Below are 23,872 nucleotides of genomic sequence, written 5' to 3'. Positions count from 1 at the left end.
CACAAGGCTCGTGCCCATGAAATCGTCCAGCAAGACTTCCCTCGCCTCGCCGCACAACCCTTCGCTCAGCCCCAGCCATCTGGACTTTCCAGTGGTGGGCATCGGGGCATCGGCCGGCGGGCTGGAGGCGGTGCAGGCGTTTTTCCAGCACGCCCCCGAAAACTGCGGCATGGCGTTCGTCGTGGTGCTGCACTTGTCGCCGGACCACCAGAGCCAGGCCGACCGCTTGATCCAGCGCGTCACGCGCATGCCGGTGCGCCAGGTAAGCGAGCCAGTACCGATCGAGCGTGACCACGTTTATGTCATTTCGCCGGCCAACCGCCTGTCCACCAATGACGGTTACCTGCGGGTCAGTCCGGCCAGACGCAGCCGCGGCGACCACGTCGCCATCGACCTGTTCTTCCGCGACCTTGCTGATGTGCACAAGGACCATGCGTTCTGCGTGATACTTTCGGGCAGCGGTAGCGATGGCGCAGTGGGCCTGTCGCGCATCAAGGAACAAGGTGGCGTGACCCTCGTGCAGTCGCCCGATGACGCCCAGTACCTCGACATGCCCAAGGCCGCCATCGCCACTGGCATGGTCGACCTGATCCTGCCGGTAACCGAGATCCCGGGCAAGCTGCTGGAACTGTGGCGCTCGGCAAAGAAGGTGAAACTTCCGGAAATAGAGGATGACAGCCTGCCCCCGCCCCTGGGCGAACGTTCAGGCGACCCAGCCCAATCCGACCCCCTGCTCGACGACATCCTCACCCGCCTGCATGCCGGTACCGGCCACGATTTCCAGCACTACAAGCGCGCGACGATCCTGCGCCGACTTGAACGGCGCCTGCATGTCACCGCACAGACCGACCTGGCCGGTTACCGCGATTACCTTGAGCGGCATCCTGAGGAATGCCGTGCATTGCTGGCTGACATGTTGATAGGGGTCACCAATTTCTTCCGGGACCGCGAAGCTTTCGAAGCATTGCAGCAGCATGTGATGCCGGGTCTTGCCAACGACGACAGCGAAGATCTTCAGCGCGAAGTACGCATCTGGTCGGCAGGTTGTTCATCCGGCGAGGAAGCCTACAGCCTGGCGATGATGGCGACCGAACAATTGGCAATGGAGCAGCGCAGTGCCAAAGTCCAAGTGTTCGCCACAGACCTCGACGAACGCGCGATCAATGTCGGCCGGCTAGGCGTCTATCCCGATGCCATCGCCACCGATGTGCCCACGGCCAGGTTGCGTCAGTTTTTCATCAAGGAAGACCAGCATTACCGGGTACGCAAGGACATTCGCGAAAAAGTCCTGTTCGCCCGACATAACCTGTTGTCCGATCCTCCGTTCTCACAGTTGGACCTGGTGGTCTGCCGTAATCTGCTCATCTACCTGGATCGGGAAGTGCAACGGGAAATATTGCGCCTGTTCCACTTCGCCCTGCGCAAAGGGGGTTATTTGTTCCTGGGCAGTTCGGAATCGGCGGACGTGGCTGCCGACCTGTTTATTGCCGTAGACAAGCACCATCGCATCTTCCGGGCTCGGGAAGTGGAGCCGGCACGCCGCCCGGGGCGGCTTCATACGCCCGACGCGCAAGCCATACGCGCTAAACCCAAACCCCTGCGCAAGCTGTCCTATGCTGAAATCCATCACCGTGCATTGTCCAGACGCACACCGCCCAGCCTGATCGTCGATGGTGATGGCAACATTTTGCACATGAGTGATAGCGTCGGCCGATTCCTACGCCACGCCGGTGGCGAAGTCAGCCCCAGCCTGCTGAACCTGGTACTCACACCGCTGCGCCCTGCCCTGCGCAGTAGCTTGTTGCAGGCTCATAACACCGGCCAGCCGGTCAGCTCGGGCGCCGTGATCACCACCATCGACGATCAGCGCGTCGAAGTCCAGGTACAGGTCCTGCCCCACCAGGACGAACCCAGTGGCAGCGAATGCCTGCTGGTGACGTTCCAGGTTCGCGAAGCTGATCCCCAGAGCCTGCCTGCTATCCAGCAAACCGAAGGCATGGTGTTGAACACCTTGGAGCGGGAACTGCAGCGGACCCGTCAGCAGTTACAGGAAACCATCGAGCAGTCGGATATCTCCAGCCAGGAGCTGATGGCCTCGAACGAAGAAATGCAAGCGATCAACGAGGAATTGCGCCTGGCCAGCGAAGAGCTGGAAACCAGCAAGGAAGAGCTGCAATCCATCAACGAAGAACTGCTGACGGTCAACTACGAGCTCAAGACCAAGGTTGATGAAACCGACAAGATAAACGACTACCTGAGCAATCTGATCGCCTCCACCCAGATCGCCACCGTGTTCGTCGACCGCAACTTGCACATTCGCTGGTTCACGCCCGGGGCCACCGCCATTTTCAGCATACTGCCGGTCGACACCGGCCGCTCACTGCTCGACATCACCCATCGCCTGGAGTATCCGGGGCTGGCAGACGATGCGCGCGCGGTGATCGAGCGCGAAACCACGATCGAGCGTGAAGTCATCGGGCAGGACCAACATTGGTACTTGGCACGTCTACTACCGTACCGGGCCAGTGAGCAGAACGTTGACGGCACGGTGCTAACGTTCATCGACATCACCGAGAGTCGTGCGGCCGAGGAACGCTTGCGCCAGGGTGAAGAGCGCATGCGCCTGGTTGCCGAGAGTACCCATGACTTCGCCATCATCCTGCTTGACGAACAAGGCCTGATCATCGACTGGAACACCGGCGCTGCGCTGGTATTCGGCTACGCCAAGGATGAAGTCATCGGCCAGCATTATGCGCTGATCTTCACCGAGCAAGACCGCGAAAATGACGAGCCGGCGCGCGAGCTGCGCGCTGCCCGTCTGCATGGCCGTGGCCAGGACGAACGCTGGCATGTGCGCAAGGACGGCAGCCGCTTCTATTGCAGTGGCGAAGTCTCGCGCCTCAAGGGCAGCAGCTTGCGGGGTTACGTGAAGATCGCCCGTGACCTGACCGGCCACAAGCGCTTGCAGGACGAACAAAGCAAGCGCCTGGCCGAGTCGCAAAGCTCCAGCCACATGAAGGACGAGTTCTTCGCGGTGATGTCCCACGAGCTCAAGCACCCGCTGAACCTGATCCAGCTCAATGCCGATATCTTGCGACGCATACCATCGGTCACAAGCACCGGCATGGCGAGCAAAGCGGTCAACGTCATTCGCGAAGCAGTCACCAGCCAGGCACGCATCATCGATGACTTGCTTGATGTGGCGCGCATCCGCACGGGCAAGCTCAAGCTGAAGACCCAACCCGTCGATTTGTGTGCCGTGCTGCAAGGTATCTACGCTGTAGCCTGCAATGAACAGCGCGGCCGCAGTGTTCGGCTGACGCTGCCGGCCGATGGCGAACCGGTCTATGTGGAGGCCGACAGCACCCGTGTCGAGCAGATCATCTGGAACCTGCTGAACAACGCACTGAAGTTCAGCCCTGCCGATGGCGAGATTCTGTTGAGACTTGCTCGCCAGGATGAGCAGGCGCGACTTGAAGTCATTGATCAGGGCATAGGCCTCGCCAAAAACTCCCTGGAAGATATTTTTGAGCTGTTCAACCAGGCTGCACCCACCGGCCATGGGCGAGAGGGGCTAGGTATTGGCCTTTCCCTGGTTCGTCAATTGGTAGAAGCCCATGGCGGAGCGGTCAGCGTAGAGTCTCCCGGCATAGGCCAGGGCTGTACGTTCATCATCACCCTGCCTTTGTGCGCGTACGCCCAGCAACCCCAGGTGCAGGGCGAAGTCCTGCTATCAGAAGGTCGGCTGAAAGGGGTTCGCATCCTGCTGGTGGATGACTCGGTCGATGTGCTGGAAGTGATGGAACAATTGCTGTTGATGGAAGATGCCGACGTCGATGCCTACAGCGACCCGAAACTGGCGCTGCAGTCGGCGGCAGATGCGCGTTACGACGTGATCATTTCCGACATCGGCATGCCTGGCATGGATGGCCATGCTCTGATCCGGGCGCTGCGCGGCCTGGAGCATCTGCGCTACATCCCTGCCATCGCGTTGACTGGCTATGGGGCAAGCGCGGACCAATACAAGTCTCGCCAGTCCGGTTTTGACCGCCACTTGAACAAGCCGGTGGGTTATGACGACTTGATTGACGCGATCGAGCGCCTGAATGGCTCAGCGTCGGTTTGAATAGAGGAGGTAGGCTTTGCGGGGCGACCCACGCCCCTCAGTGCTTCCTGCCCTCCTCCTTCTGTTTTTCTTCGTCCTGCCCTTCAACCTTGTCCATCAGCAAAGGCATCGTGCCCAGCACCAACAGCGCCAGCACCGTGCTGACCAGCGCCGTGGCTTCGCGTCCCATCCCCGCTGCCGTACCGATGGCAGCCGTCATCCATAACCCGGCAGCTGTGGTCAGACCTTTGACATGACTGGTGTCCTGGCCATTTCCTTTGAGAATGGTGCCCGCGCCCAGAAATCCGATACCGGCAACGATGCCCTGAATCACCCGGCTGAGCGCCTGCGCATCGGCACCTGCCATGCTCGGTGCCAGCACGAACAGCGCCGCGCCCAACGAAACCAGCATGTGCGTGCGCACCCCGGCGGACTTGCCCTTGTGCTCTCGCTCGAAGCCTAGAACAGCGCCCAGTACGGCAGCCATCACCAGCCGTACGAGGATTCGCACGATCTCGCGCTCATCGCCAATATCGGCGAATTCGGCCTGGATTGTTTGCCAGATCAGATCCATGGAGGGGGCCCGGGCCGTTTACACGTTCGGCCTCTGCTGGCGCGTACGCGGATAGGCGTTTTTATGATCTCGATGGGCATGGCCGGGACCTCCGGAGGCAGTTACAGTGTATGACTGCGAGCACTGCACGTTTGCTGCATCGCACGCTCAAGTGGTCGCCTCTGCAATTGACAGTCAGCATCAAATTTTCGCCGTAGATGCTCTCGGCGCTTGCTGTGTTGTCGGTAAGGCGTCCAGACCCAATTGACGGCCATCCGCAGCCGCTTCAGTCGACTCCATGTCCCGCCGCTGGTCGCAAATAGCGAACGGCTGGTTATGCTGACCACTCTCCTATTCTGAGCGCCGCAGAACACATCCAGGCTGTCGTAGCTTAGTGTCCTATTCCGTCGCTCGCTGTACCGCCCGTTTCTCGTACGAGCCTTGCTGAATGCTCGAGGGATATCGCGCGGTTAAAAAACGTCTGATTACGCCGACATTCCCGCCGGCGTCGCCCGAGCAGCCTTGAACCAATAGTCGAGATGCTCTACTGCCTGTGGCCTCTTGCCAGGAGCGTACTATGAACTTCGAAGAACGCGACAAGTACGGTATGTACAAGGGACGGACCGATTTCACTGCCGAGGGAGACCGCGGCCCGGGGCCGCGGCTGATGGGCGCGGATACCCTCATCGGCAACGACGTGTATAACACGCAAAACGAAGACTTGGGTGACATCAAGGAAATCATGCTGGACACCGCCAGCGGCAAGGTGGCCTACGCTGTACTGTCGTTCGGCGGTTTCCTGGGGATGGGTGAAAAATTGTTCGCCGTGCCGTGGGCTGCTTTGCGCCTGGATACGGTGAACAAGCGCTTCGTCCTTGATGCCGACAAGGACCGCCTGAAGAACGCCCCAGGCTTCGATAAGGACAACTGGCCAAACATGAGCGATCCGACTTGGGGCAGAGGTATCCACGACTACTATGGCACCACGTGGGAAAGCGATCCCCGGCTGTGATGTGCCAACCTGCTTGGCCGGGCTCCCGGCCAAGCCTATCCTGAGCAAGAGGGTCGTGACAGGCGGCTTTGGGTCGGTAGGTGCCCTTCGCGAGTGACCGCTTTCGACCCATAGCGGCCTGTCGGCATGACGTAAGACCCAGAAGGGAATTCTGGTCTATGGCGCATGCTCGGCGGTTACTCCAAACGGCTCCATACGAAGTGGCACATTACCGCTTGGGCACTTGGTGTCTTCTGAAGAGCATTGAGCATTTGGGCGGGGTCGTGTTGCTCAGCGACCAGTAGGGCATGACGTCGTCGGATCATGGCTTCAAGGTGACCAGGCGTGAACTCCGGATGATACTGGGTGGAGATCGCGTGGCGGCCATATCGGATGATCTGGTGAGGATCATGAGTCGAGCGGGCCAACGCGACAGCGCCTTCAGGGAGCGTGATAACTGTCTGTTCATGCGTGAGATGGGCCGGGAACTGAGCAGGCCACTGCTTCAGCATTTCATCGGCTATGGCCGCAGGTAGCAGTTGGATCATCTCGCAGCCCACTTCACGCCCGGCAGGGTGGTAGTCGACAACCCCACCTAGCGCGTGAGCCATGAGCTGATGCCCATAGCACACGCCGAACAGTGGCATCTCGATCCTCATGGCTTCACGAATCCACTGCGCTACGTACTCGCTCCAGGGCTCGCGGTCGGTAACCATTGCCCATGAACCAGTAATGATGGCAACAAGATCCTTGGACGGATCAGGCAGCAGTTCTCCCCCGAAAGCTCGTACAACGGTCATCTCACTGGGTGAAAGCTCCAAGGCCGCTGCAAACCATGACGGCAGGTCCCCAAGTTGATCGCGAATGTCTGCCGGTGGCGTACCTACCTGAACGATGAGGAGCGTGGGTGAGTTCAATGACGTGTATCGCTATTTCAAAGGAACATGGCTGGGACGACTGTGGAGCGATCAGCTACCCAGCGCAAAATTGATTCCAGCCTCGATATGAATCGCGGTTGAATCGAAACCAGGTAGAGCAAGCTTGTCACTCTCCAGGATCAGGCAGATTTCCGTACAACCAAAAATGACAGAGTCCGCGCCTTCGGCTTTGGCCTGCTCGATCAGAGATAAAAGCACTGCCCGCGATTCGTCGCGTACGATCCCCAGGCTGAGTTCGTTGAAAATGATGTCGTGTATCTGACTCCGACCCGCACTGTCGGGAACGAGCACATCAATACCATGATTCTGCATGCGGGCTGGGTAGAAGCCATTCTCCATGGTGTATCGGGTCGCGATCAGCAACGGTTTCTTGTGCCCGACGAGCTTGAGGCGATCCGCTACGACATCAACGATGTGGATGAAGGGGAGCGAGGTGGCTGCCATGACAGCATCCGCTACCAGATGCATGGTCACAGCACAGATCATCACGCAGTCAGCGCCTGCGTTTTCCAAGCTCTGAGCCACTTCAGCAAGTTGGCTCCCGACCTGCGCCCATTCGCCAGCTTTCTGCTTGTCGACAATGGTCTGAAAATCTACCGAGTGCAGCAGTATCTGAGCCGAGTGCAGACCGCCCAGGCGTTGGTTGATACCTCGATTCAGCTCCCGGTAGTACACCGCAGAGCCCTCGTAGCTCATTCCACCGATAAGACCAATCTTGCGCACATTACACCTCTCAGGAAGCTGCTCTCGACGACCAGATGGCAGGCACTGCCCGCTCGGATCATCTGGAGTGTATGCTGCGTGCAAATTCTTCAATAATGAATAATCAGCATAGTTGAATCTCAAAATGAGAAACATGGACCTCGATTCACTGCAAATATTCAAAGCCGTGGTGGACTACGGCAGCATCACGAACGCGGCAGCCCAGCTTCATCGCGTGCAATCGAATATCACCACCAGGGTAAAGAACCTAGAGGAGCGCTTGGGTGTGGCGCTCTTCCATCGCCAGGGTGGGAAGCTGACGCCTTCCGATGAAGGGCTACTGCTGTATCAATATGCTGAGAAGTTGCTTCGCCTTTCCATAGAAGCAGAAACCGCTCTCAAGCGCGGCACCCTGCAAGGCGTGCTTCGGATCGGTACGCTTGAAAGTACCGCTGCCGCCAGGCTTGCTCCGCTGCTGTCCAGCTATCACGAACGCTTTCCGGATGTTCAAATCGAGTTGATATCCGGCTCAACGGACGCACTGATTGCACAGGTTCATCGCGGTGATATCGAGGCTGCATTTATCTCGGACCCATTCACCGTTGCCGGGCTAGATTGCCAAGAGGTCTTCGTTGAGGAACTGGCACTCGTCGTGGCCAAGAACAGCCCCATCGCTAATGCGCGTGCACTCCAAGGAGCGACCATCATCGCGTTTTCCAGGGGCTGTTCGTTCAGGCGCATTCTGGAAAGCTGGCTTCAGACCTGCGAAATCGTGCCCACCAGGGTGCTGGAACTTGCGTCCTATCATGCGATAGCAGTCTGCGTTGCAGCCGGAACTGGGGTGGCAATCATGCCGCAGTCCGTGCTCAAGGCTGTAAACGTGGAAAGCTTGGTCAGATCGCTCCCCTTGCCCCCAAAGGTTGCTCGGGTTCGCACTCACCTGGTCTGGCGCAACGGGCATGAATCGCGCGTATTGCAGTCTGTTCGGGATGAGTTGGCCAGGCACCGCAGGGCCTCATAGCAGGAAACCGTTTCACTCCGGTCGAATGCCCTTCGATCAGTGTCAGCTTTGGGTCGATAGCGGCCATCCAGGATCCACAATTCGCAAAGCAGTTGGATGCGGACATCTGGCGATTAGTCAGCCGCTTGACGAGCAGTAGTGCGAACCTGGCCTAATTCGGACGCGGTGAAGTCCTACCACGCGCTTGGCGCCGTGCACTAGGCAACCAATCATCAGGCATGCTCCGAAAAAGCCGAGACTGGCGTACACTGAGGGCCGCTGAAGATCACCCTGGTCCGTGTCAGAAATCGCCAGTCGCGATCGCCTACGCTCCCGCTGAGACTGGGGGCAAAATTGGGGGCATAGCTTTAAAATCCCATCCTGTAACTACCGTCCTAGGGAATCTCCGAACAAGCCTTCAGTTATGCGAGAATCCCCGCAACACCTGATCCGAGCCGCCCATGAGCCAGATGAGCTTTTCCGACTTTGAGTACGCCGGCAAGCGCAAGCAGACCCGCCGAGAGCGCTTCCTCGCCGAAATGGATCAGGTGGTGCCCTGGGCAGGCCTGCTGGAGCTGATCGAACCGTTCTACCCCAAGGCCGGCGGCGGTAGAAAACCCTATCCTCTGGAAACCATGCTGCGCATCCATCTGTTGCAGAACTGGTTCTCCCTGAGCGACCCGGCCATGGAAGAAGCGCTCTACGAAATCACGCCCATGCGCCAGTTCGCACTCCTGACGCTGAGCGCGCCAATCCCCGAAGACACCACGATCATGAACTTCCGGCACTTGCTGGAGAAGCATCAGCTCGCACCGGCAATCCTTGCGGTCATCAATGGTTATCTGCAGGAAAAAGGCCTGTCGCTGCGCCAAGGCACCATCGTCGATGCCACCATTATTCATGCCCCCAGCTCGACCAAAAATAAAGAAGGCAAGCGTGATCCCGAGATGCACCAGACCAAGAAAGGCGGTCAGTATTTCTTCGGGATGAAGGCGCACATCGGTGCCGATGTCGAGTCCGGCCTGGTGCATCACGTCCATGGCACCGCTGCCAATGTGGCCGATGTCACGCAGGTGGCTGAACTGCTGCATGGCGAAGAAAACGCCGTGTATGCAGATGCCGGTTACACCGGTGTCGAAAGGCGCGAAGAGCATGAAAATCGGGGGGTGATCTGGCAGATTGCAGCGCGTCGCAGCACCTATTCCAAGCTGAACCAGCGCAGCGTACTGTACAAAGCCAAGCGCAAGATCGAGTTCTGCAAGGCTCAGACACGGGCCAAGGTCGAGCATCCGTTTCGCGTGATCAAGCGGCAGTTTGGTTACGTGAAAGTACGTTTTCGTGGGCTGATGAAAAACACGGCTCAGTTGACCACGCTGTTCGCCCTGGCAAACCTGTGGAGGGTTCGAAAACAGCTCATGGGTATGGGTGAGGTTCGCGTTTAACACGGAGAACCGGTCGAAAAAGCTCTCCGTACATGATTTTTCGGTCACTTTTCGTCCAATGACGCTGTAGGTGCCTGGAAAATTGCAACTTGCCGCGGCTGCACGACAAGTTGATCGGAGCATCCCTAGAGCCTAGTCAAAATGTTTTTCGGCGACCCTGAGAGTCTTTAGGGGCTTCGCGCATGCTTGTTAGCTGATCATTTCTGCGTTTTTCTAGCCTCGAATAGCCATTTACCTCCAGCGAATTGCTACATTTTGGGCATATTTGCGGATTTCACGGTCATCTGGCCACCCATTCCATGAGCATCTGACCACCGATTCCACGGTGATCCGGCCACCCATTCCACGCGCATCCGGCCACTGATTCCACGGCCATCCGGCCACCCAACCGGGTAGGCAGCTACGCAGGATTTCTTCACTACCATCGACCTCTTTTTCGAAGCAGAGAGGTCGTCGTGGAGCGTTTATCCATGCGTAAGATTCGCGAAGTACTACGTCTCAAGTTCGAGGTCGGACTATCGGCTCGCCAGATTGCGGTCAGCGTGCAGGTCGGTCGTGTCACCGTCGGCGACTACCTCAATCGTTTTGCCGCCAGCGGCCTCACCTGGCCCTGTTCGCTGTCCGATGCCGAGTTGGAGCAGCAACTGTTCCCGCCGGCCCCGGCGGTTGCCAGTGAGAAGCGGCCTTTACCCGATTGGGCATGGGTGCATGCCGAACTGCGCCGCCCCGGCGTAACCCTGGCGCTGCTCTGGCAGGAGTACCGTCTGAGCCAGCCGCAGGGCTTTCAGTACAGCTGGTTCTGTGAGCACTACCGAGCCTGGCAGGGCAAGCTGGACGTGGTGATGCGCCAGGAACATCGCGTTGGCGAGAAGTTGTTCGTCGACTACGCCGGGCAGACGGTGCCGGTGATCGACCGCTATAGCGGCGAGATCCGCCAGGCGCAGGTGTTCGTCGCGGTACTCGGCGCCTCCAGCTACACCTTCGCCGAAGCGACCTGGTCGCAGCAGTTGCCGGACTGGCTGGGCTCCCATGTCCGCTGCTTCGCCTTCCTCGGCGGCGTGCCGGAGATCGTGGTGCCGGACAACCTGCGCAGCGCGGTGAGTAAGAGTCATCGCTACGAGCCGGACATCAACCCGAGCTACCGCGATCTGGCCGAGCACTATGGCGTGGCGGTGGTGCCGGCGCGGGCGCGTAAGCCGCGCGACAAGGCTAAGGCCGAGGTCGGCGTGCAGGTGGTCGAGCGCTGGATCCTCGCCGCGCTGAGGAACCGCCAGTTCTTCTCCCTGGATGAACTCAACAGCGCCATCGCCTTATTGCTGGAGCGGCTCAACCGACGACCGTTTCGCAAGCTGCCGGGCTCCCGGCAGTCGGCCTTCGAAGCCCTGGATCGTCCAGCGCTGCGCCCCCTGCCGGAGCAACCCTACGTCTACGCCGAGTGGAAGAAGGCGCGGGTGCACATCGACTACCACGTCGAGGTCGATGGGCATTACTACTCGGTGCCGTACCAACTGGTGAAGAAGCAACTGGAAGTACGGCTGACGGCGCGCACCGTCGAGTGTTTCCACGCCAACCAGCGAGTGGCCAGCCACCTGCGCTCAATGCACAAGGGCAGGCACAGCACGCAGACCGAGCACATGCCCAAGAGCCATCGCGAGCACGCCGAGTGGACGCCACAACGGCTGATCCGCTGGGCTGAGCAGACCGGGCCGAACACCGCCGGCGTGATCAGCCACATCCTCGAACGGCGCATCCACCCGACTCACGGCTACCGGGCCTGCCTGGGCATCCTGCGCCTGGGCAAGACCCATGGCGAAGTGCGCTTGGAGCTGGCCTGCCGACGCGCCCTCAGCCTCGGCGCGTGCAGCTACAAGAGCCTCGAATCGATCCTGCGCCAGGGGCTGGAAAACCTGCCACTGGCTCAAGCCAACCTGCCTCTACTGCCAGACGACCACGCCAAACCTGCGCGGCCCCGGCTACTACCACTGACCCCAAGGAATCCCACCATGCTGCCCCATCCGACCCTGGACAAGCTCCAGACCCTGCGCCTGACCGGCATGCTCAAGGCACTCGCCGAGCAACTGAAAACCCCGGACATCGACAGCCTGAGCTTCGAGGAACGCCTCGGCCTGCTGGTCGACCGCGAGCTGACTGAACGCGACGACAAGCGCCTGAGCAGCCGTCTGCGCCAGGCCCGGCTCAAGCACAACGCCTGCCTCGAAGACATCGACTACCGCAGCCCGCGCGGACTTGATAAGGCGCTGATCTTGCAACTGAGCAGTGGCCAGTGGCTGAGCGACGGCCTCAACCTGATCATCGGCGGCCCCACCGGTGTCGGTAAAACCTGGCTGGCCTGTGCCCTGGCCCACCAGGCCTGCCGAGAGGGCTACAGCGTGCGCTATCTGCGCCTGCCACGTTTGCTGGAAGAACTGGGTCTGGCCCATGGCGACGGCCGCTTCGCCAAGCTGATGAGCAGCTACGCCAAGACCGACCTGCTGATCCTCGACGACTGGGGCCTGGCCCCGTTCACCGGCGAGCAACGGCGCGACATGCTGGAGCTACTGGACGACCGTTACGGCCAGCGCTCGACCATCGTCACCAGCCAGATGCCGGTGGACAACTGGCACGAACTGATCGGCGATCCGACCCTGGCCGATGCCATCCTCGACCGCCTGGTGCACAACGCTTATCGGATCAATCTGAAGGGTGAATCAATGCGCAAACGGACGCAGAAATTGACGACGCCAGCCAACCCGGACTAACAATGCCACCCCTGCGTCGCTGCGCTCCGACTGCCCGGCCGGATGGCCGTGGAACAGGTGGCCAGATGGCCGTGGAATGCCTGGCCAGATGAGCGTGGACTGGGTGGCCGGATGGCGTGGAATCCGCACATATTTGAGGGCATGCTTTGGATGGTTTGAAAATGATGCCCCCAATCGAAGATGCTCAGCGCTTTCGGTAATCTGCCGACCTTGGATACTGCAAGATGTTGGGTGTGTGACTTTATTCGTTGCTACAACCACGAACGTCGATGCAGCCGAATACGTTTCGGTAACCCGGCAGAACGCCATCGAGGTCAGGATAGACAAATCCTTGCCCTGCGCCATAAGCTGCATGTACAGGCTCGGAACAGAAATCCAGAGCGATGGTCAGGACGCACTCCTACGTTCTGTACGAAAAGTCTTGAGACGCAGGTCAGGCAAGGCGAAAACAGCCGAGGAAGCGGAGTGTGCTGGAGTACATGAGCATTCCGAGGCTGTTTTCAACGCAGCATGAACAAGTATCAAGGCTTTTCGTACAGAGCCTAACTCGGTGCCAAGTGGTACGGTGCTGTTGAGCCCTAATCGGGATCAGCAGCACGCGAAGCAAGGGATGGCTTGATGCGGCAACTACGTTGAAAAACGCCGCTAATACTCAAACCACCTTCCGCGACGGTTGGCCTCAAAAGACTCAGAGCCCATCACCGCTTGGTCGTAAACCTCATAAAGTCTCCGAGCTTCGACGACAGCTATGTTGTTTTGGGTCAGATGAGCAATATGGTTCAGAAGCGGATACAGCAAGCCACAGCGGTCAGCGAAGTGAATCAGCGTTGCCGTCCAGCGATCCGAATCAAGTTTAAGTGATCTCTCGAAGGACTCTCTTTTCAACTCGAGCGGCCATACCGGGACATAGCTTTCCGCCTCACGGACAAATGTTAGCAAAGCAAAATCAGCGCCGCGTATGGCGCCGCGTATGTGTGGATACAGCTCCGGATAAAGCGGTCGAAAGGTCTCTTTGAACCCAGACCTACCCATGGAGCGGCGGTGCAATTCCACATATCCAACCGATGACACCTTGCGTTGAAAATTTGCTAGCTTCGGCTCTCCACCGCCCCGAATATCGGTCAAAAGATGGCTCAAATTTGGGTCATGGACCTTGAACTCCGACAATTCACCTTCCACACAACGTATGAAATCCGGAGTCAGGTCGCACAGAAGGCCCGTTGCAATAGGAGCAGGATAACCCAAGTAACTTTCCGAATCCCGTTGCAAGGAAATGAGCAACGCCTTGAGCTCGTCGTTACTGTGAGTGCGCTGTCTCGTTCGCTGCGCGCGCTTGTAACCGTGCAGATGGAGTTCCTTGTTACCGCACAGGGTCGCCAACATGCGCACCGCTGTTGCCACGTCAAGCCCGATGCTTTGGTCATCTCGAATGGGGCGCTGCCACTCGATGAATTGAGTAGCGGAGATGCGGTCTCGGATCACGGTATACAGTTCGCCCGACTCACCGGTGTACAAGGCCGCCAAAGCCACCCGCCAGATCGGGGTTTCGCAAAAATCTACTGCATAGGCTTTCGACGTCCGACCCACAGCAATCATTTGAAAAAAGTCGTCTACAACATTATGCCGTTTTCTATTGATAATTCTCAGATTCGCAGTACTAAAATTCAACGCGATGAAACTTGGTAAGTCACTGGCCAGCGGTTCGGGCCGCAGTTCTAGGTCACCTGTTAATTGGCCGTAGTCGGTAGCAGGGATCGTAGTCCCCCCGCTCTTCAGCGTTTGGGAAATCTGCTCACTCTGATAGTCGACACGACCGTCGGTGGAAAGGCTGTTCAACTCCTCCTCATTTAGTTCGTACTTCACCTGTCTCTTCAGCCAGGCCCTCCGTTGCAGCGGCACGTATTCCAACTCTTCTCCCAGCGACGCCACCAACCGTGAAGGGTTACTGAGCAGCGCAAAAAGACCCAAATCCATCTCAGAAATGAACAAACGATGGTAATCCGCCTCAAGGTCTTGCTCGGCTTTGGTCAGGTAAGGATCAGCACCCACCGTGTAATACACGTGCGCCCGAAGGTGTATGCCCTGTGCTACTGCAAGGTTTTCCGACTCCATCAATCCCAGCATAACCTGACGCAAATCTCGTCGATGCCGCACCACCTCGCTGCGTTCCGTTTCCTCTACCAGCCACACCTGGCGAGCCAACGTCTTGAACAGTTGGTCCGCCCGCTCACTATCAAATACGGGAAGTTTGCATGGCTCTGCCAGAACTTCGTTGATCAACTTGGCGTTGACCCGGCGCAAGATCAGGCCCATGTGCGCGAGTGTGCGTAAATCCGGATCATCAGTACGCAGGCGGTTGAGGATGCGCTGATAGGTAAATCCGCGAACCAGAGCGTGAGGCACCCCGTTGAACTGCCCACTAACGAGTAACTCGGCAGCTTCCTGCACAGCGCTCTTTTCACTCAGGAAACGGGCCAGTAGCCGAATAAACAATGGGCTGCTGCCCCACTGTTCAATCATCCCGCGGCACAGATCCTCCTTCGCATCAATCCCTGCAGCGAGCAATAGCTGATGAAGCATTGCGTAGGCCGATTCCGGACTTAAATCGTCTAGGGCAATATGTTGGAATTTCCATTCCTGATGTTTGAGGTCACTGGGAAGTACTCGACCGCTGATAATTGGCCGCAGACCTAACAGTGCGCCCTCTTCCTGCACGCTCTTTAGCCAGTTGCGCAGGCGCCGGTGTTCGTTCGCACCGCGCAACAACACCTCTTCGAAGGTGTCCAGCACCAGCCCAATTGGCTCAAGTATCGGCAGGTGCCCGGCCATCTCCTGGTGCCATATCGACCACACACTGCTTGTTGAGTAGGCGCTACTTTCATAGCTTTCGGAACTATAGTGCTGGCCCACCACCTCGCGAGCCTGTTCACGAAACCTGGCCAACGGTTCCATTAGTGACGGCAGAAACAGGCCAAGCTGGCGACTGAACTCCAGTGTCATCAGGTTGGTATCGGCCTGGGAAAAGGCCGCCCGGTCAAAATCGAACCAGACGACCGGGACTTTCTCATCCAACAAACGACGGGCATATGCTGCCAGCAGCGCGGACTTTCCTGTCCCACCGAGCCCAGTCAAATACAACGGCCCGGCCTCATCCACGTCATCGGAGTTTTGGCCGCCGAGCAGGTAATTGTGTAACCGGGTGAGTTCATCCTCACGACCGAACAAGCCTGTAGGTAACGCTATGTCGAGCGAAGCTTTAAATTCACGCAGGGCAAATACCCTATTTACGTGGGTACTTAAAATACGCCCTTCAGGAAGGTGCTCTAAAAACTGTTGAGCGGTATACAGATAGCTCAAGTCATAGGTTGAAACCGCTTCGATATTGAATGCTTTGCCACTGGCAATTTTAATCAGGTATGCCCCTAGCGTGTCCCCGGGCTCGGCCTTTGAGCGTCGGGCTAGTTTGCGCAGTCGCTTAAGGTCGGATAACTCGCGTAACGTCGCGCGTCGACTATCGGGTGTCAGTTGCCAACGAATACCTTTCTCCGAGGGAACCTCGTCGCAGATGCGGGCCAGACCGCGCAATAGATCCCGGGTGATCTCCGGCTTTTGCTGCAAATCCACGATGGCTTTGGGTTCGAAAGATCCGACCAATGCGAGGTTGGCCCGAATCTCAGCCAGACGCTGAACAATGAGATCCTTTGCACTATCGATAGAGGGACTCATGCAGACTCCATCGCAGGATAAACATAATGCTGAATGTAATAGGACAGTCCCTTGAGCGTCGTCATAGACAGCAGGCTCGCACTCTTCTCGATAAGTCTCGCCTGGCGCCTAACCTCACCCTCAGTCAACTCGAGACGTTTGCCGATAGAGTAGAGCTGAAGGTATTCGATGATGTCCTGCTGACTGACCGGCTGAATAACTTCAACGCACAACTTATCGGGCCGGGCTCCCGGAACGAAGCTTTTGGCGCCCAACAACAACACCCGAAGCTTTGGAATATCAGCGATTTCTTGATAAAGCTGTTCCAGAAAATGCTGAAGAGGACCTTGGGCCAAGGGGTTCGCGTCCAGCTCATCAATCACCAACCAGAGTTGGCGGACTTCCGTGACGGCGTTCACTTGCTTGGCAAAAGCTGGAAACAAAATGCCTTTGATCCAGGCATCGACAGCCGTATCTCCGTCCTCGGCCAAGGGTAAAGGTTCATATACCGAGTCTCTTGGTCCGGAACGACGGATCACCTCTTCGGCGAACGCCCTTGGCCCACGCACCAATTCTGCCGCTCTGAACATAACGATTGAATGCTCCGCATTGTTCTTCAGCACCGTGCGCAGTATTTCCAGGCTGAAGCTCTTACCGCTTTCCTTCTGCCCGACCACGGCAATTATTTGCCTTGTCCCCACCATGCAATCCTGTATAGCCTGTTGAAAACCTTTGCGTCCGAGGATCGGCTCATTGCGATGATCAGTACGCCAAACAGGATCTAGTCCCAATACGCCCTCCAGCACGCCTGCGCTTCTAGCCGCGATACAAGCAGTCGGAATTGCACCATTTATTAATTCGCCGTTGCTTTCAATACCACATTGATGCAGCGCGACCGGCTTAAAGTTCACGTCCAGCAGCAACCCGCCTGAAGAGCCCGGCATGGCATTGACGGTATGGCGCAGACGTGTCTGATGCTCAGCGGGCCAAAGCGCAGTACCGTAGCCATAGGCGACACGCATCTGTTTGCCGCCCGGGTGTTGATACAGTGTCATCTGCGATCCGGGCTTTCTTATTTGTGGTTTGTGTAACCGGTCGAGTTTGTAGAACCCGCGGAGTCGTCCCACAGTAGTACTCAAACGAATACCGGCGTAATCCAGATATTGGTCGAACCCGTCGGAAGATTGCGCAACGAAATCAATCGACAGCTGGTGGGGACTCTCTGACTGGTGATAGGCACTGGAGGACACCAGCCATTGCGGGGCAACCGAGACGTGCAATTGCTCATAAACAACACCGACATGATCGAACTCAATCTTTATTTTCTTGTCACTACCCTCTAATGGAACGCCATCATCTCCCAACAGCGGCTCGATGACATGCCACGCAGTCAGGATCGCCTGGGGGCCAACTAGAAATCCTGTGCCGTAACTGATATCCCCCCCACTGTTTTCGACCACCACTCGGCACACCCGTCGCACCGCCTCTAATCCTGCACGGGTCATTGCGCTGGCATCCAGAAAACCCAACTCGGGTTCAATGACCTTGTGTAATTTAACTTTCAGACTCTCGGCATTCGGCTCATTGCTCGCTTTCAGACCGTCCACAGTCGTCAATTGCAAGCACAGTTCGCCCAACCACTTTCCCTTTTTGGCTTCGATAAAAGCGGCATAAAAAGGGTTATCGTCCTGACCAGACAAGGCCTTCAACACCATGAAAGAATCAGCGTCATGAAGACTGGCAAGAATGTCGTAGATCGCACAGAAACCATCGTCGGACAGCACGACACTTTCAGCCAACAACACCAATTGCGGATCAATCATTTCCGGCATTGTCACACCCAATTGAGCTTCGCGCGGCTGATCGGGTTTTCACTTGCCGCCACTGCGCCAATACCATGCGCATAGTTCTCACGCAGCCAGCTACCGCCGAAATGCAGCCCTACGACACCTTGCGGCGAATTGAAGTTGATTAGCGGCGAGCCCGAACATCCGCCGAGGGTTGTAGCGTCATGAGTGAGGACACTGCGTTCAGTGTCGCGAGGCAATGTGCCTACACCTCGCATGATGAGGCCTGGCGACAGATATTTGGTGCCGTAATCCGCCCCGAACAGTTCGTTGAGTCGGGTCGCGATTTGCGCATCGATTGCCCCCGTAGCGGTGCGTGGCAACTCACCAGGGCGGCCAGGATAACCCGCAAGAAATACCTGACTGTTTACATCCGCCTTTGACGGGTCTTTCACCAAGGTCATAGGTGTTGGCAGGCTCCGCTGGGCGTTTGAGCTTTCCACCTGCAACAACGCTGCATCGAGGCAGGAGAAGTCAGCCATGTTGTCAGGAATCTGCTGCGCGCCCGCGCCAATAACCTCGGTAATGCGAAAGCGCGTCGCTGTCGTCAACGAACTAGGTTCGTCGGCAAAATCGATGGTCACGTCATTACTGAACATGATCCAGTCTTTCGGATTATTCCGTTGCGGAATCGGGGCGGCGAAGGCTTGTAGAACATGACGGTTGGTCAACAGTACGCCGTCGCCAATCAGGAAGCCCGTGCCTACATGGATACCACCGACATCGATGCGACCGATGCGGCACAAACGGTCTTGAAGGCTTTGGTCGTTCCTCATCAGATACAGTGTGTCGGACCACGCGGCAGCTTCCGGATGATCGGAATCCACGTCGTTATTGCGTACTCGTAGGGTTGGTCGGCCGGTCATACGGACCAGCGCCTCCAACCCCACTGTTGTTGTCGAACCTGCATTTCTTCCTTTTACATAACCATCGAGATCCTGCTCCACCGTTTCGACCAACTTCTCGCGAGTTTCCCGAGTGATTCCCGACCGAGCGTCGAGCAAGCGGGTAAAACGGTCAAGCTGTTCGTGTTTACCGGCGCCCCGCAAGTAATCTCGTGCGCGTTCGGAACTGAACCCTTGTGCGCTCTCCAAACCCAGCGCCTTCGTCGGCAAAGCTAGGCTTATGCGTCTGTCCTGGAACGACAGAGGCCCGGTACTAGGCAAGCGTGCCAGGCTAGTTTTGCCGGGTACTTCGGCAAAACGCCGCAGGCGCGGGTCAGTTGACTGCTGTATGTACTCATTTAACTCGGTCGACGGCCGGGTCGAGAACCATTTCGACTCGGTGTTCAAACCTGACGCAACACCCGTGGCGCGGGCCTGAGCCAGTGCGATGGTAGCGATTTCGGTTTCGTACTTGGCTAGGCGCAGGGCCGGGTCAATGACTGCACAACCGTATTCCTGGTTGAGCAAGGTCTGAACGTCACGCTCGGGACCACCCAGCGACTCGACATTCACGACGGGTATGTCACTCAACGCCAGTTTCAATAACTCATCAGCCGCCACCAACCCACGGCCATAGTTTTCGGCATCCCATACCGCTGGCTGGCGTGAGGTGGCGAGCAGTGCGGCCTTGAACAGTTGCTGAACGGTGACGCCCTGTTGCGTTGCATAGTCGATCACCTTGTCGCGACCGTGATGGGCCAGCCATAGTGCGGCTGCACCCGCAGTGATCGCTGTGGCAAACGACGTTCCCTGCCCGGGCGCCACGACGTCCGTGGGCTCGCTCGAAGTGTGGCGTTGTGCTCGCCAGACTAGTTCGGCCGGTGCAGTGATATCGACAGCCTCTCCTCGGCAACTGCCAATCCAGGTGCCGTCTTCAACGTTCGAGCCACCAACGGCAATGACCTCGTCATAGCGGGCCGGCCAGACCACGATGCGCGCGCAGTTGCCGGCTGCAGCAATAACGATCAGGTTCGCGCTCACCGCTTCACGCACTGCAGCGTGCAGGACGCGGCTTGGCACTCCACCGAGGCTCATGGAAATGACATGACAGCCGACCTGTGTCGCGTGGGCAATTGCTTTTGCCACGGGTGCTGCGTTGAAGATTTTGACGTTTTCGATGCAACGGATCGGCGCGATCTTTGCGGAGGGCGCGGCGCCGCACATCTGCGCGGTATCGCGGCCGGCGAGGACACTGGCAGTCGCCGTGCCATGTCCGGGATTGCCCATTTTTGGCGAAAGTGGATCGGTGGGATTCGGGTCGTTATCGATAAAGTCGTAGGCCCGGGTTTTGTCGAGCATTTCGTCACCGAGCTGCGCGTGCTCAGTGATCCCGGTATCGGCTTGCGCAATGATGATGCCGGCGCCGCGACTCAATGCCCAGGCATCCACCACGCCCGCCGACTTCAAGGCCCAACGGCGATCCGGCGGCGGTGCTTTCTTGACGATACAGGTCGCCTCCAACCACTCAAGCGCCTCGGTGGCGGCTTCTTCACCCGGTTCGACCGGTTCGGTATAAAAGCCCGTCCCAAGATCAGGCTCGGCGGATAGCAGATCCAGCGCATTGGTGAGGGCATAGCCCATGGAAAACAATTCGCGGGACGGCAGCGTGCGTTCGACGCCCAAGCAATGCAGCACCAAAAATGATTTCAGCAGCGTATCGAGCGGCTGCAAACTCAGGTTCGTCGAGCCCAGCAACGCCGCAATGCGCCCCCGCTCGATTGCAATATCAGGAGGTTTTTTGTACTCAAGGACGAACCGCAGTTCGTCTGGCGGGAAACCGTCGGTGGTCGCCGCTACGGTCTGTGCCTGGTTCACAAGCTTGCGCAATATGGCCAAGTAGTCCATCACTTCCCCTTCTATCCTTGTAAACAGCACTAACAATCTTCGCCATACTGAGGCCGGCCGGGCACTCAGCGCAATACCAATATGCCACCACTGACTCTTTCCGCCTAAAGGCCAATTGTGCGAGGAGCGTTTTCCAAAATTTGTTTCACGCGTTACATCAATCGACCTCTGGGCCTCCGTCGAGAGGTTGAGCTCAAGCTTAGGGGACCACAACCTAGGTGTTCAGCTCCACGACGCCGCGAATCCGATCCAATTCCACGCTTTGAAAGAGTCGGATCGAAAGCTCTCCAACCGCTACGGACCGAACATTCAGACTGTCGCCAAGCGGTAATCACAAACCACGACGCAAGATGCTCGGATGGGGCCTTAAGCCACGTAGAGTCAGTCTCACAGCCGCTGCCGAGCCATCCGGCAGTGTTCTGTCCCGGAGCTGGTGTAACTCTTCCTGCGGCACTAACGGGCGTCCACCTCGTGCATGCTTGATCAGCAGAAAACCAAGATTGACCACGTAAGGATTATTCCTTACCACCCACTCAGCATATCCGGGAGAACGCTCATGCCTGCCATCCACGAAATCGCCACACTGACCTCGAAGGGACAGGTCACACTGCCCAAATCCGTTCGCCAGCTACTGGGCATTGACACCGGTGGCAAGATTGCATTCGACGTACGCGGCGGTGAAATCGTGGTCAGCCGCGTAGAAACCACCCACGAAGACCCTGCATCGGTGCGTTCCTGGGTTTGCTGGAGGCTGATATCAGAGGCGGCCGCAACCTCACCACCCTGTCGGAAGACTTGGCGCAAACCCTGCTCGCCAACGCAAACCTCTCGTTAAACCTGGACGAAGAGATCGATGGTGAGTTCGCGATCTGGTGCTGCGACATGGCTGGACACTGTTGTTCTATGAAGGTGTGACTTTACAGCTACGCAAGTTGCAAGAAGCCGCCGCCCGGGCCGAGCAGAACGATCCGCAAGGTTTTGAGAGCAACGCCAACGTCAAGCCGTTTCGGGCATTGAGCCATCTGATCATGGAGGCTGTGCCTGCCGACCCGGGCCGTGACGAGTTCCGCCAAGGCAACACGCTGGGCACAGCCTACCGACATTGGCGCCGCGCAAAAATCGGCAGGCGCTTTTGGCTGTTCTTTCGCTACGACTCAAAGTCCAAGGTTATCGTCGATGCATGGGTCAACGACGAAAACACCCTACGGTCCGCAGGCAGCAAATCCGACTCCTACGCGGTATTCGAGAAGATGCTGGGCCGCGGCAACCCTCCTGATGATTGGGATGCGCTGACTGCTGCGACGCGTAGCGATTGGGACGAGCCCAAAGCATAAATTGCGCGAGTGGGTGAGGGTTTGCACCTTTGAAACCGATCCCTCCTCGTTGCGTCCACTGGAATCCACTCGTAGCTCCTGTTGAAAGGGGTACATCTGGGGGTACAAATCCAATTTCCCGTTCATAACCTTTTGATTTATATGGATGGCCAAATGTTCTTCGGCGACCCTGATAGTCTTTAGGGAAATCCGAACAAGTCACCCGACACCCGACAATGGCTGACTTCCGGGCTCAGAAAAGCTCGATTTGCAGGCGCGGATTATTGAAAACCAGGGCAGCCCCTTGGTTTTCTGGCCTTACAGGCGCACCTCTCCGGCAGCAGCCAGTAAATGCCGGCGCACCCTCCATGATCCGGGCTTGATCTGGCGCGATCTGCCGGCCCCCTGGGCGCAACGCATATTGCGGATCTGCGCCCGCTCATTCGACGGTTTGCCGGGTTACACCCGAGCGCTGCTGGACTGTTTGTCTCCACCGGTAACCGGCAAGGCTTGACTCTACCGTTAGGGGCAGACTTTACCCTTGGCACTTCATTATCTGGAGTTCGTCATGAAGAGCAAACGCATGCTCGTAATCCTCGGCCACCCTTCGAACGCCAGCTTTTGCGGCGCCGTGACCGACCGTTATGTCGAGGCGGCCACGCAAGCAGGCCATGAGGTGCGTCTGCTGCGCCTGGACACCCTGGATTTCGATCCGGTCCTGCACGATGGCTATAACCAGGTCCAGTTGCTTGAGCCCGATTTGATCGCCGCACAGAACGACATTACCTGGGCCGAACACCTGACATTTGTGTACCCGATCTGGTGGGGCGGCATTCCGGCGTTGCTCAAGGGGTTCTTCGACCGCGTGTTTCTGCCCGGTTTTGCCTTCAAGTACCGCAAGGGCTCGCCCTTCCCGGATAAGCTGCTCAAGGGTCGCACGGCTCACCTTTTGGTGACCATGGACACGCCGCCGTGGTACTACCGATGGGTGTATCGCATGCCGGGCCTGCACCAAATGCGCAAGACCACCCTGGAATTCTGCGGCATAAAGCCCCTGAAAACCCTGACCTTCGGTCCGGTATTGGGCTCCAAGCCGGAACAGCGTGAAGCCTGGCTCAAACAAGTCCAGGCAGTCGCCAGCCGCTGATCGGCCCCGGTCGTGCCGTGCCCCTGCACTGCCCAGCCGAGCCTACCTGCTGCGACACCTTGTCCAAACTGGCTTCCAACCCCCTGACGCTTGTGCAAAGATGTCGCGCGCCTGTGCGAGCGCGCGACATCTTTTCGCTTCTGATGCGTCAAAAAGGGATTTTCATGTACATCGGCAAAGCCGCCCAGCTGTCGGGCACCACCGTCAAAAGCATTCGACATTACGAAGAAATCGGCCTGTTGCCCCCCCCGCAACGCGAAGGCAAGTACCGCATCTACAGCCAGCAAAGCGTAGAGCTGCTGACCTTCATCAAATGCGCTCAGCAACTCGGTTTCAAGCTCAAGGAAATGCAGGCCATTCTGCAGGATCATCGCGGCCAGGAGCTGCCCTGGGATCTGGCCATGCAGGCCATCGATAACAAAAAGCAGGAATTGATGGGGCAGATCCAGGCGTTGCAGAAAGTGCATGACGGCTTGGTCGAGTTTGAGCTGAGCCTCAAAGATGCTCAGATGCAATGCCAGTTCGAACACCTGGAAAAAGCCCGCTGAATCCGCACCGCCGCCGCTGAACGGCCATGGCGC

General features: G+C 57.8%; 14 protein-coding genes and 3 pseudogenes. 11 read left to right on the top strand and 6 right to left on the bottom strand.

From position 1 onward, the window contains the following. The first annotated feature begins 16 nt into the window (after positions 1–16). On the top strand, positions 17–4,126 hold the full coding sequence (locus tag GEV38_RS12590) for a CheR family methyltransferase (RefSeq protein ID WP_014861614.1): 4,110 nt from the start codon (positions 17–19) through the stop codon (positions 4,124–4,126). Between the two features lie 37 nt (positions 4,127–4,163). Here the strand turns inward: GEV38_RS12590 and GEV38_RS12585 are convergent, their stop codons facing one another. Continuing rightward, on the bottom strand, positions 4,164–4,679 hold the full coding sequence (locus tag GEV38_RS12585; RefSeq protein WP_014861613.1) for an MgtC/SapB family protein: 516 nt from the start codon (positions 4,677–4,679) through the stop codon (positions 4,164–4,166). Between the two features lie 556 nt (positions 4,680–5,235). Between GEV38_RS12585 and GEV38_RS12580 the strand changes: the two genes are divergently transcribed. Next, positions 5,236–5,670 carry a PRC-barrel domain-containing protein gene (locus GEV38_RS12580; protein WP_014861612.1) on the top strand — a complete coding sequence of 145 codons (435 nt, stop codon included), beginning with the start codon at positions 5,236–5,238 and terminating at the stop codon, positions 5,668–5,670. Positions 5,671–5,846: 176 nt separating this feature from the next. On the opposite strand, the gene GEV38_RS12575 is transcribed toward GEV38_RS12580, so the two are convergent. Together GEV38_RS12575 and GEV38_RS12570 are read right to left on the bottom strand one after the other, a co-directional pair. Next, entirely contained in the window at positions 5,847–6,566 is a 720-nt protein-coding gene (locus GEV38_RS12575; RefSeq protein ID WP_054830797.1) for a glutamine amidotransferase, read from the bottom strand. Between the two features lie 51 nt (positions 6,567–6,617). Further along, the gene (locus tag GEV38_RS12570) at positions 6,618–7,445 is read right to left on the bottom strand and encodes an aspartate/glutamate racemase family protein (protein ID WP_256674088.1); all 828 of its coding nucleotides are present in this window, start codon (positions 7,443–7,445) and stop codon (positions 6,618–6,620) included. Between GEV38_RS12570 and GEV38_RS12565 the strand changes: the two genes are divergently transcribed. From GEV38_RS12565 to GEV38_RS27685, 5 genes and pseudogenes are all read left to right on the top strand, one after another. Then, positions 7,444–8,310 carry a LysR family transcriptional regulator gene (locus GEV38_RS12565; RefSeq protein ID WP_014861609.1) on the top strand — a complete coding sequence of 289 codons (867 nt, stop codon included), beginning with the start codon at positions 7,444–7,446 and terminating at the stop codon, positions 8,308–8,310. The genes GEV38_RS12570 and GEV38_RS12565 overlap by 2 nt on opposite strands. Before the next feature lie 440 nt (positions 8,311–8,750). Then, a complete protein-coding gene (locus GEV38_RS12560) occupies positions 8,751–9,731 on the top strand; it encodes an IS5-like element ISPa41 family transposase (protein WP_004576175.1) in 981 nt (326 codons plus the stop codon). Between the two features lie 470 nt (positions 9,732–10,201). After that, a pseudogene (istA, locus tag GEV38_RS12555) lies at positions 10,202–11,717 on the top strand (IS21 family transposase). A gap of 17 nt (positions 11,718–11,734) precedes the next feature. Continuing rightward, complete coding sequence (istB, locus tag GEV38_RS12550; RefSeq protein ID WP_074198791.1) at positions 11,735–12,490, top strand: IS21-like element ISPpu7 family helper ATPase IstB; 756 nt, start codon at positions 11,735–11,737, stop codon at positions 12,488–12,490. A gap of 210 nt (positions 12,491–12,700) precedes the next feature. Next, positions 12,701–12,889 (top strand): annotated as a pseudogene (locus GEV38_RS27685) (IS3 family transposase); the annotation flags it as partial. Positions 12,890–13,135: 246 nt separating this feature from the next. Here the strand turns inward: GEV38_RS27685 and GEV38_RS12545 are convergent. Genes GEV38_RS12545 through GEV38_RS12535 form a run of 3 tightly spaced genes read right to left on the bottom strand, consistent with a single transcriptional unit; the run spans position 13,136 to position 20,831 of the window. Beyond that, positions 13,136–16,216 carry an ATP-binding protein gene (locus GEV38_RS12545; protein ID WP_024086897.1) on the bottom strand — a complete coding sequence of 1,027 codons (3,081 nt, stop codon included), beginning with the start codon at positions 16,214–16,216 and terminating at the stop codon, positions 13,136–13,138. Continuing rightward, positions 16,213–18,027 carry a serine protease gene (locus tag GEV38_RS12540; protein WP_044039697.1) on the bottom strand — a complete coding sequence of 605 codons (1,815 nt, stop codon included), beginning with the start codon at positions 18,025–18,027 and terminating at the stop codon, positions 16,213–16,215. The genes GEV38_RS12545 and GEV38_RS12540 overlap by 4 nt, the downstream gene beginning before the upstream one ends. A 2-nt stretch (positions 18,028–18,029) precedes the next feature. After that, positions 18,030–20,831, bottom strand: coding sequence for a S8 family serine peptidase (locus GEV38_RS12535; RefSeq protein ID WP_024086895.1), 2,802 nt, complete (start codon positions 20,829–20,831; stop codon positions 18,030–18,032). 556 nt (positions 20,832–21,387) lie between these two features. Between GEV38_RS12535 and GEV38_RS12530 the strand changes: the two are divergent. From GEV38_RS12530 to GEV38_RS12515, 4 genes and pseudogenes are all read left to right on the top strand, one after another. Continuing rightward, positions 21,388–21,746, top strand: a pseudogene (locus GEV38_RS12530) (type II toxin-antitoxin system PrlF family antitoxin). After that, a complete protein-coding gene (locus GEV38_RS12525) occupies positions 21,704–22,165 on the top strand; it encodes a type II toxin-antitoxin system YhaV family toxin (protein WP_024086894.1) in 462 nt (153 codons plus the stop codon). Before GEV38_RS12530 ends, GEV38_RS12525 begins: the two are co-directional and overlap by 43 nt. Positions 22,166–22,712: 547 nt before the next feature. Continuing rightward, complete coding sequence (locus tag GEV38_RS12520; RefSeq protein ID WP_015270145.1) at positions 22,713–23,291, top strand: NAD(P)H-dependent oxidoreductase; 579 nt, start codon at positions 22,713–22,715, stop codon at positions 23,289–23,291. A 164-nt stretch (positions 23,292–23,455) separates the two neighbouring features. Continuing rightward, positions 23,456–23,839 carry a MerR family transcriptional regulator gene (locus tag GEV38_RS12515; protein WP_003256870.1) on the top strand — a complete coding sequence of 128 codons (384 nt, stop codon included), beginning with the start codon at positions 23,456–23,458 and terminating at the stop codon, positions 23,837–23,839. Positions 23,840–23,872 lie beyond the last annotated feature (33 nt).

Source organism: Pseudomonas sp. 13159349 (genome assembly GCF_013305685.1).
GTDB lineage: Bacteria > Pseudomonadota > Gammaproteobacteria > Pseudomonadales > Pseudomonadaceae > Aquipseudomonas > Aquipseudomonas asiatica.
The sequence above is the reverse complement of the archived record's forward strand: the minus strand, read 5'-3'. Positions and strand labels throughout refer to the sequence as shown.

Excerpts from the sequence above, each read along its gene's own strand:
- GEV38_RS12515 (WP_003256870.1), top strand. The coding sequence starts at position 23,456 with ATGTACATCGGCAAAGCCGCCCAGCTGTCGGGCACCACCGTCAAAAGC.
- GEV38_RS12570 (WP_256674088.1), bottom strand. The coding sequence starts at position 7,445 with ATGTTTCTCATTTTGAGATTCAACTATGCTGATTATTCATTATTGAAG.
- GEV38_RS12580 (WP_014861612.1), top strand. The coding sequence starts at position 5,236 with ATGAACTTCGAAGAACGCGACAAGTACGGTATGTACAAGGGACGGACC.
- GEV38_RS12540 (WP_044039697.1), bottom strand. The coding sequence starts at position 18,027 with ATGCCGGAAATGATTGATCCGCAATTGGTGTTGTTGGCTGAAAGTGTC.
- GEV38_RS12535 (WP_024086895.1), bottom strand. The coding sequence starts at position 20,831 with ATGGACTACTTGGCCATATTGCGCAAGCTTGTGAACCAGGCACAGACC.
- GEV38_RS12545 (WP_024086897.1), bottom strand. The coding sequence starts at position 16,216 with ATGAGTCCCTCTATCGATAGTGCAAAGGATCTCATTGTTCAGCGTCTG.
- GEV38_RS12565 (WP_014861609.1), top strand. The coding sequence starts at position 7,444 with ATGGACCTCGATTCACTGCAAATATTCAAAGCCGTGGTGGACTACGGC.
- GEV38_RS12560 (WP_004576175.1), top strand. The coding sequence starts at position 8,751 with ATGAGCCAGATGAGCTTTTCCGACTTTGAGTACGCCGGCAAGCGCAAG.
- GEV38_RS12590 (WP_014861614.1), top strand. The coding sequence starts at position 17 with ATGAAATCGTCCAGCAAGACTTCCCTCGCCTCGCCGCACAACCCTTCG.
- GEV38_RS12585 (WP_014861613.1), bottom strand. The coding sequence starts at position 4,679 with ATGGATCTGATCTGGCAAACAATCCAGGCCGAATTCGCCGATATTGGC.
- istB (WP_074198791.1), top strand. The coding sequence starts at position 11,735 with ATGCTGCCCCATCCGACCCTGGACAAGCTCCAGACCCTGCGCCTGACC.
- GEV38_RS12520 (WP_015270145.1), top strand. The coding sequence starts at position 22,713 with ATGAAGAGCAAACGCATGCTCGTAATCCTCGGCCACCCTTCGAACGCC.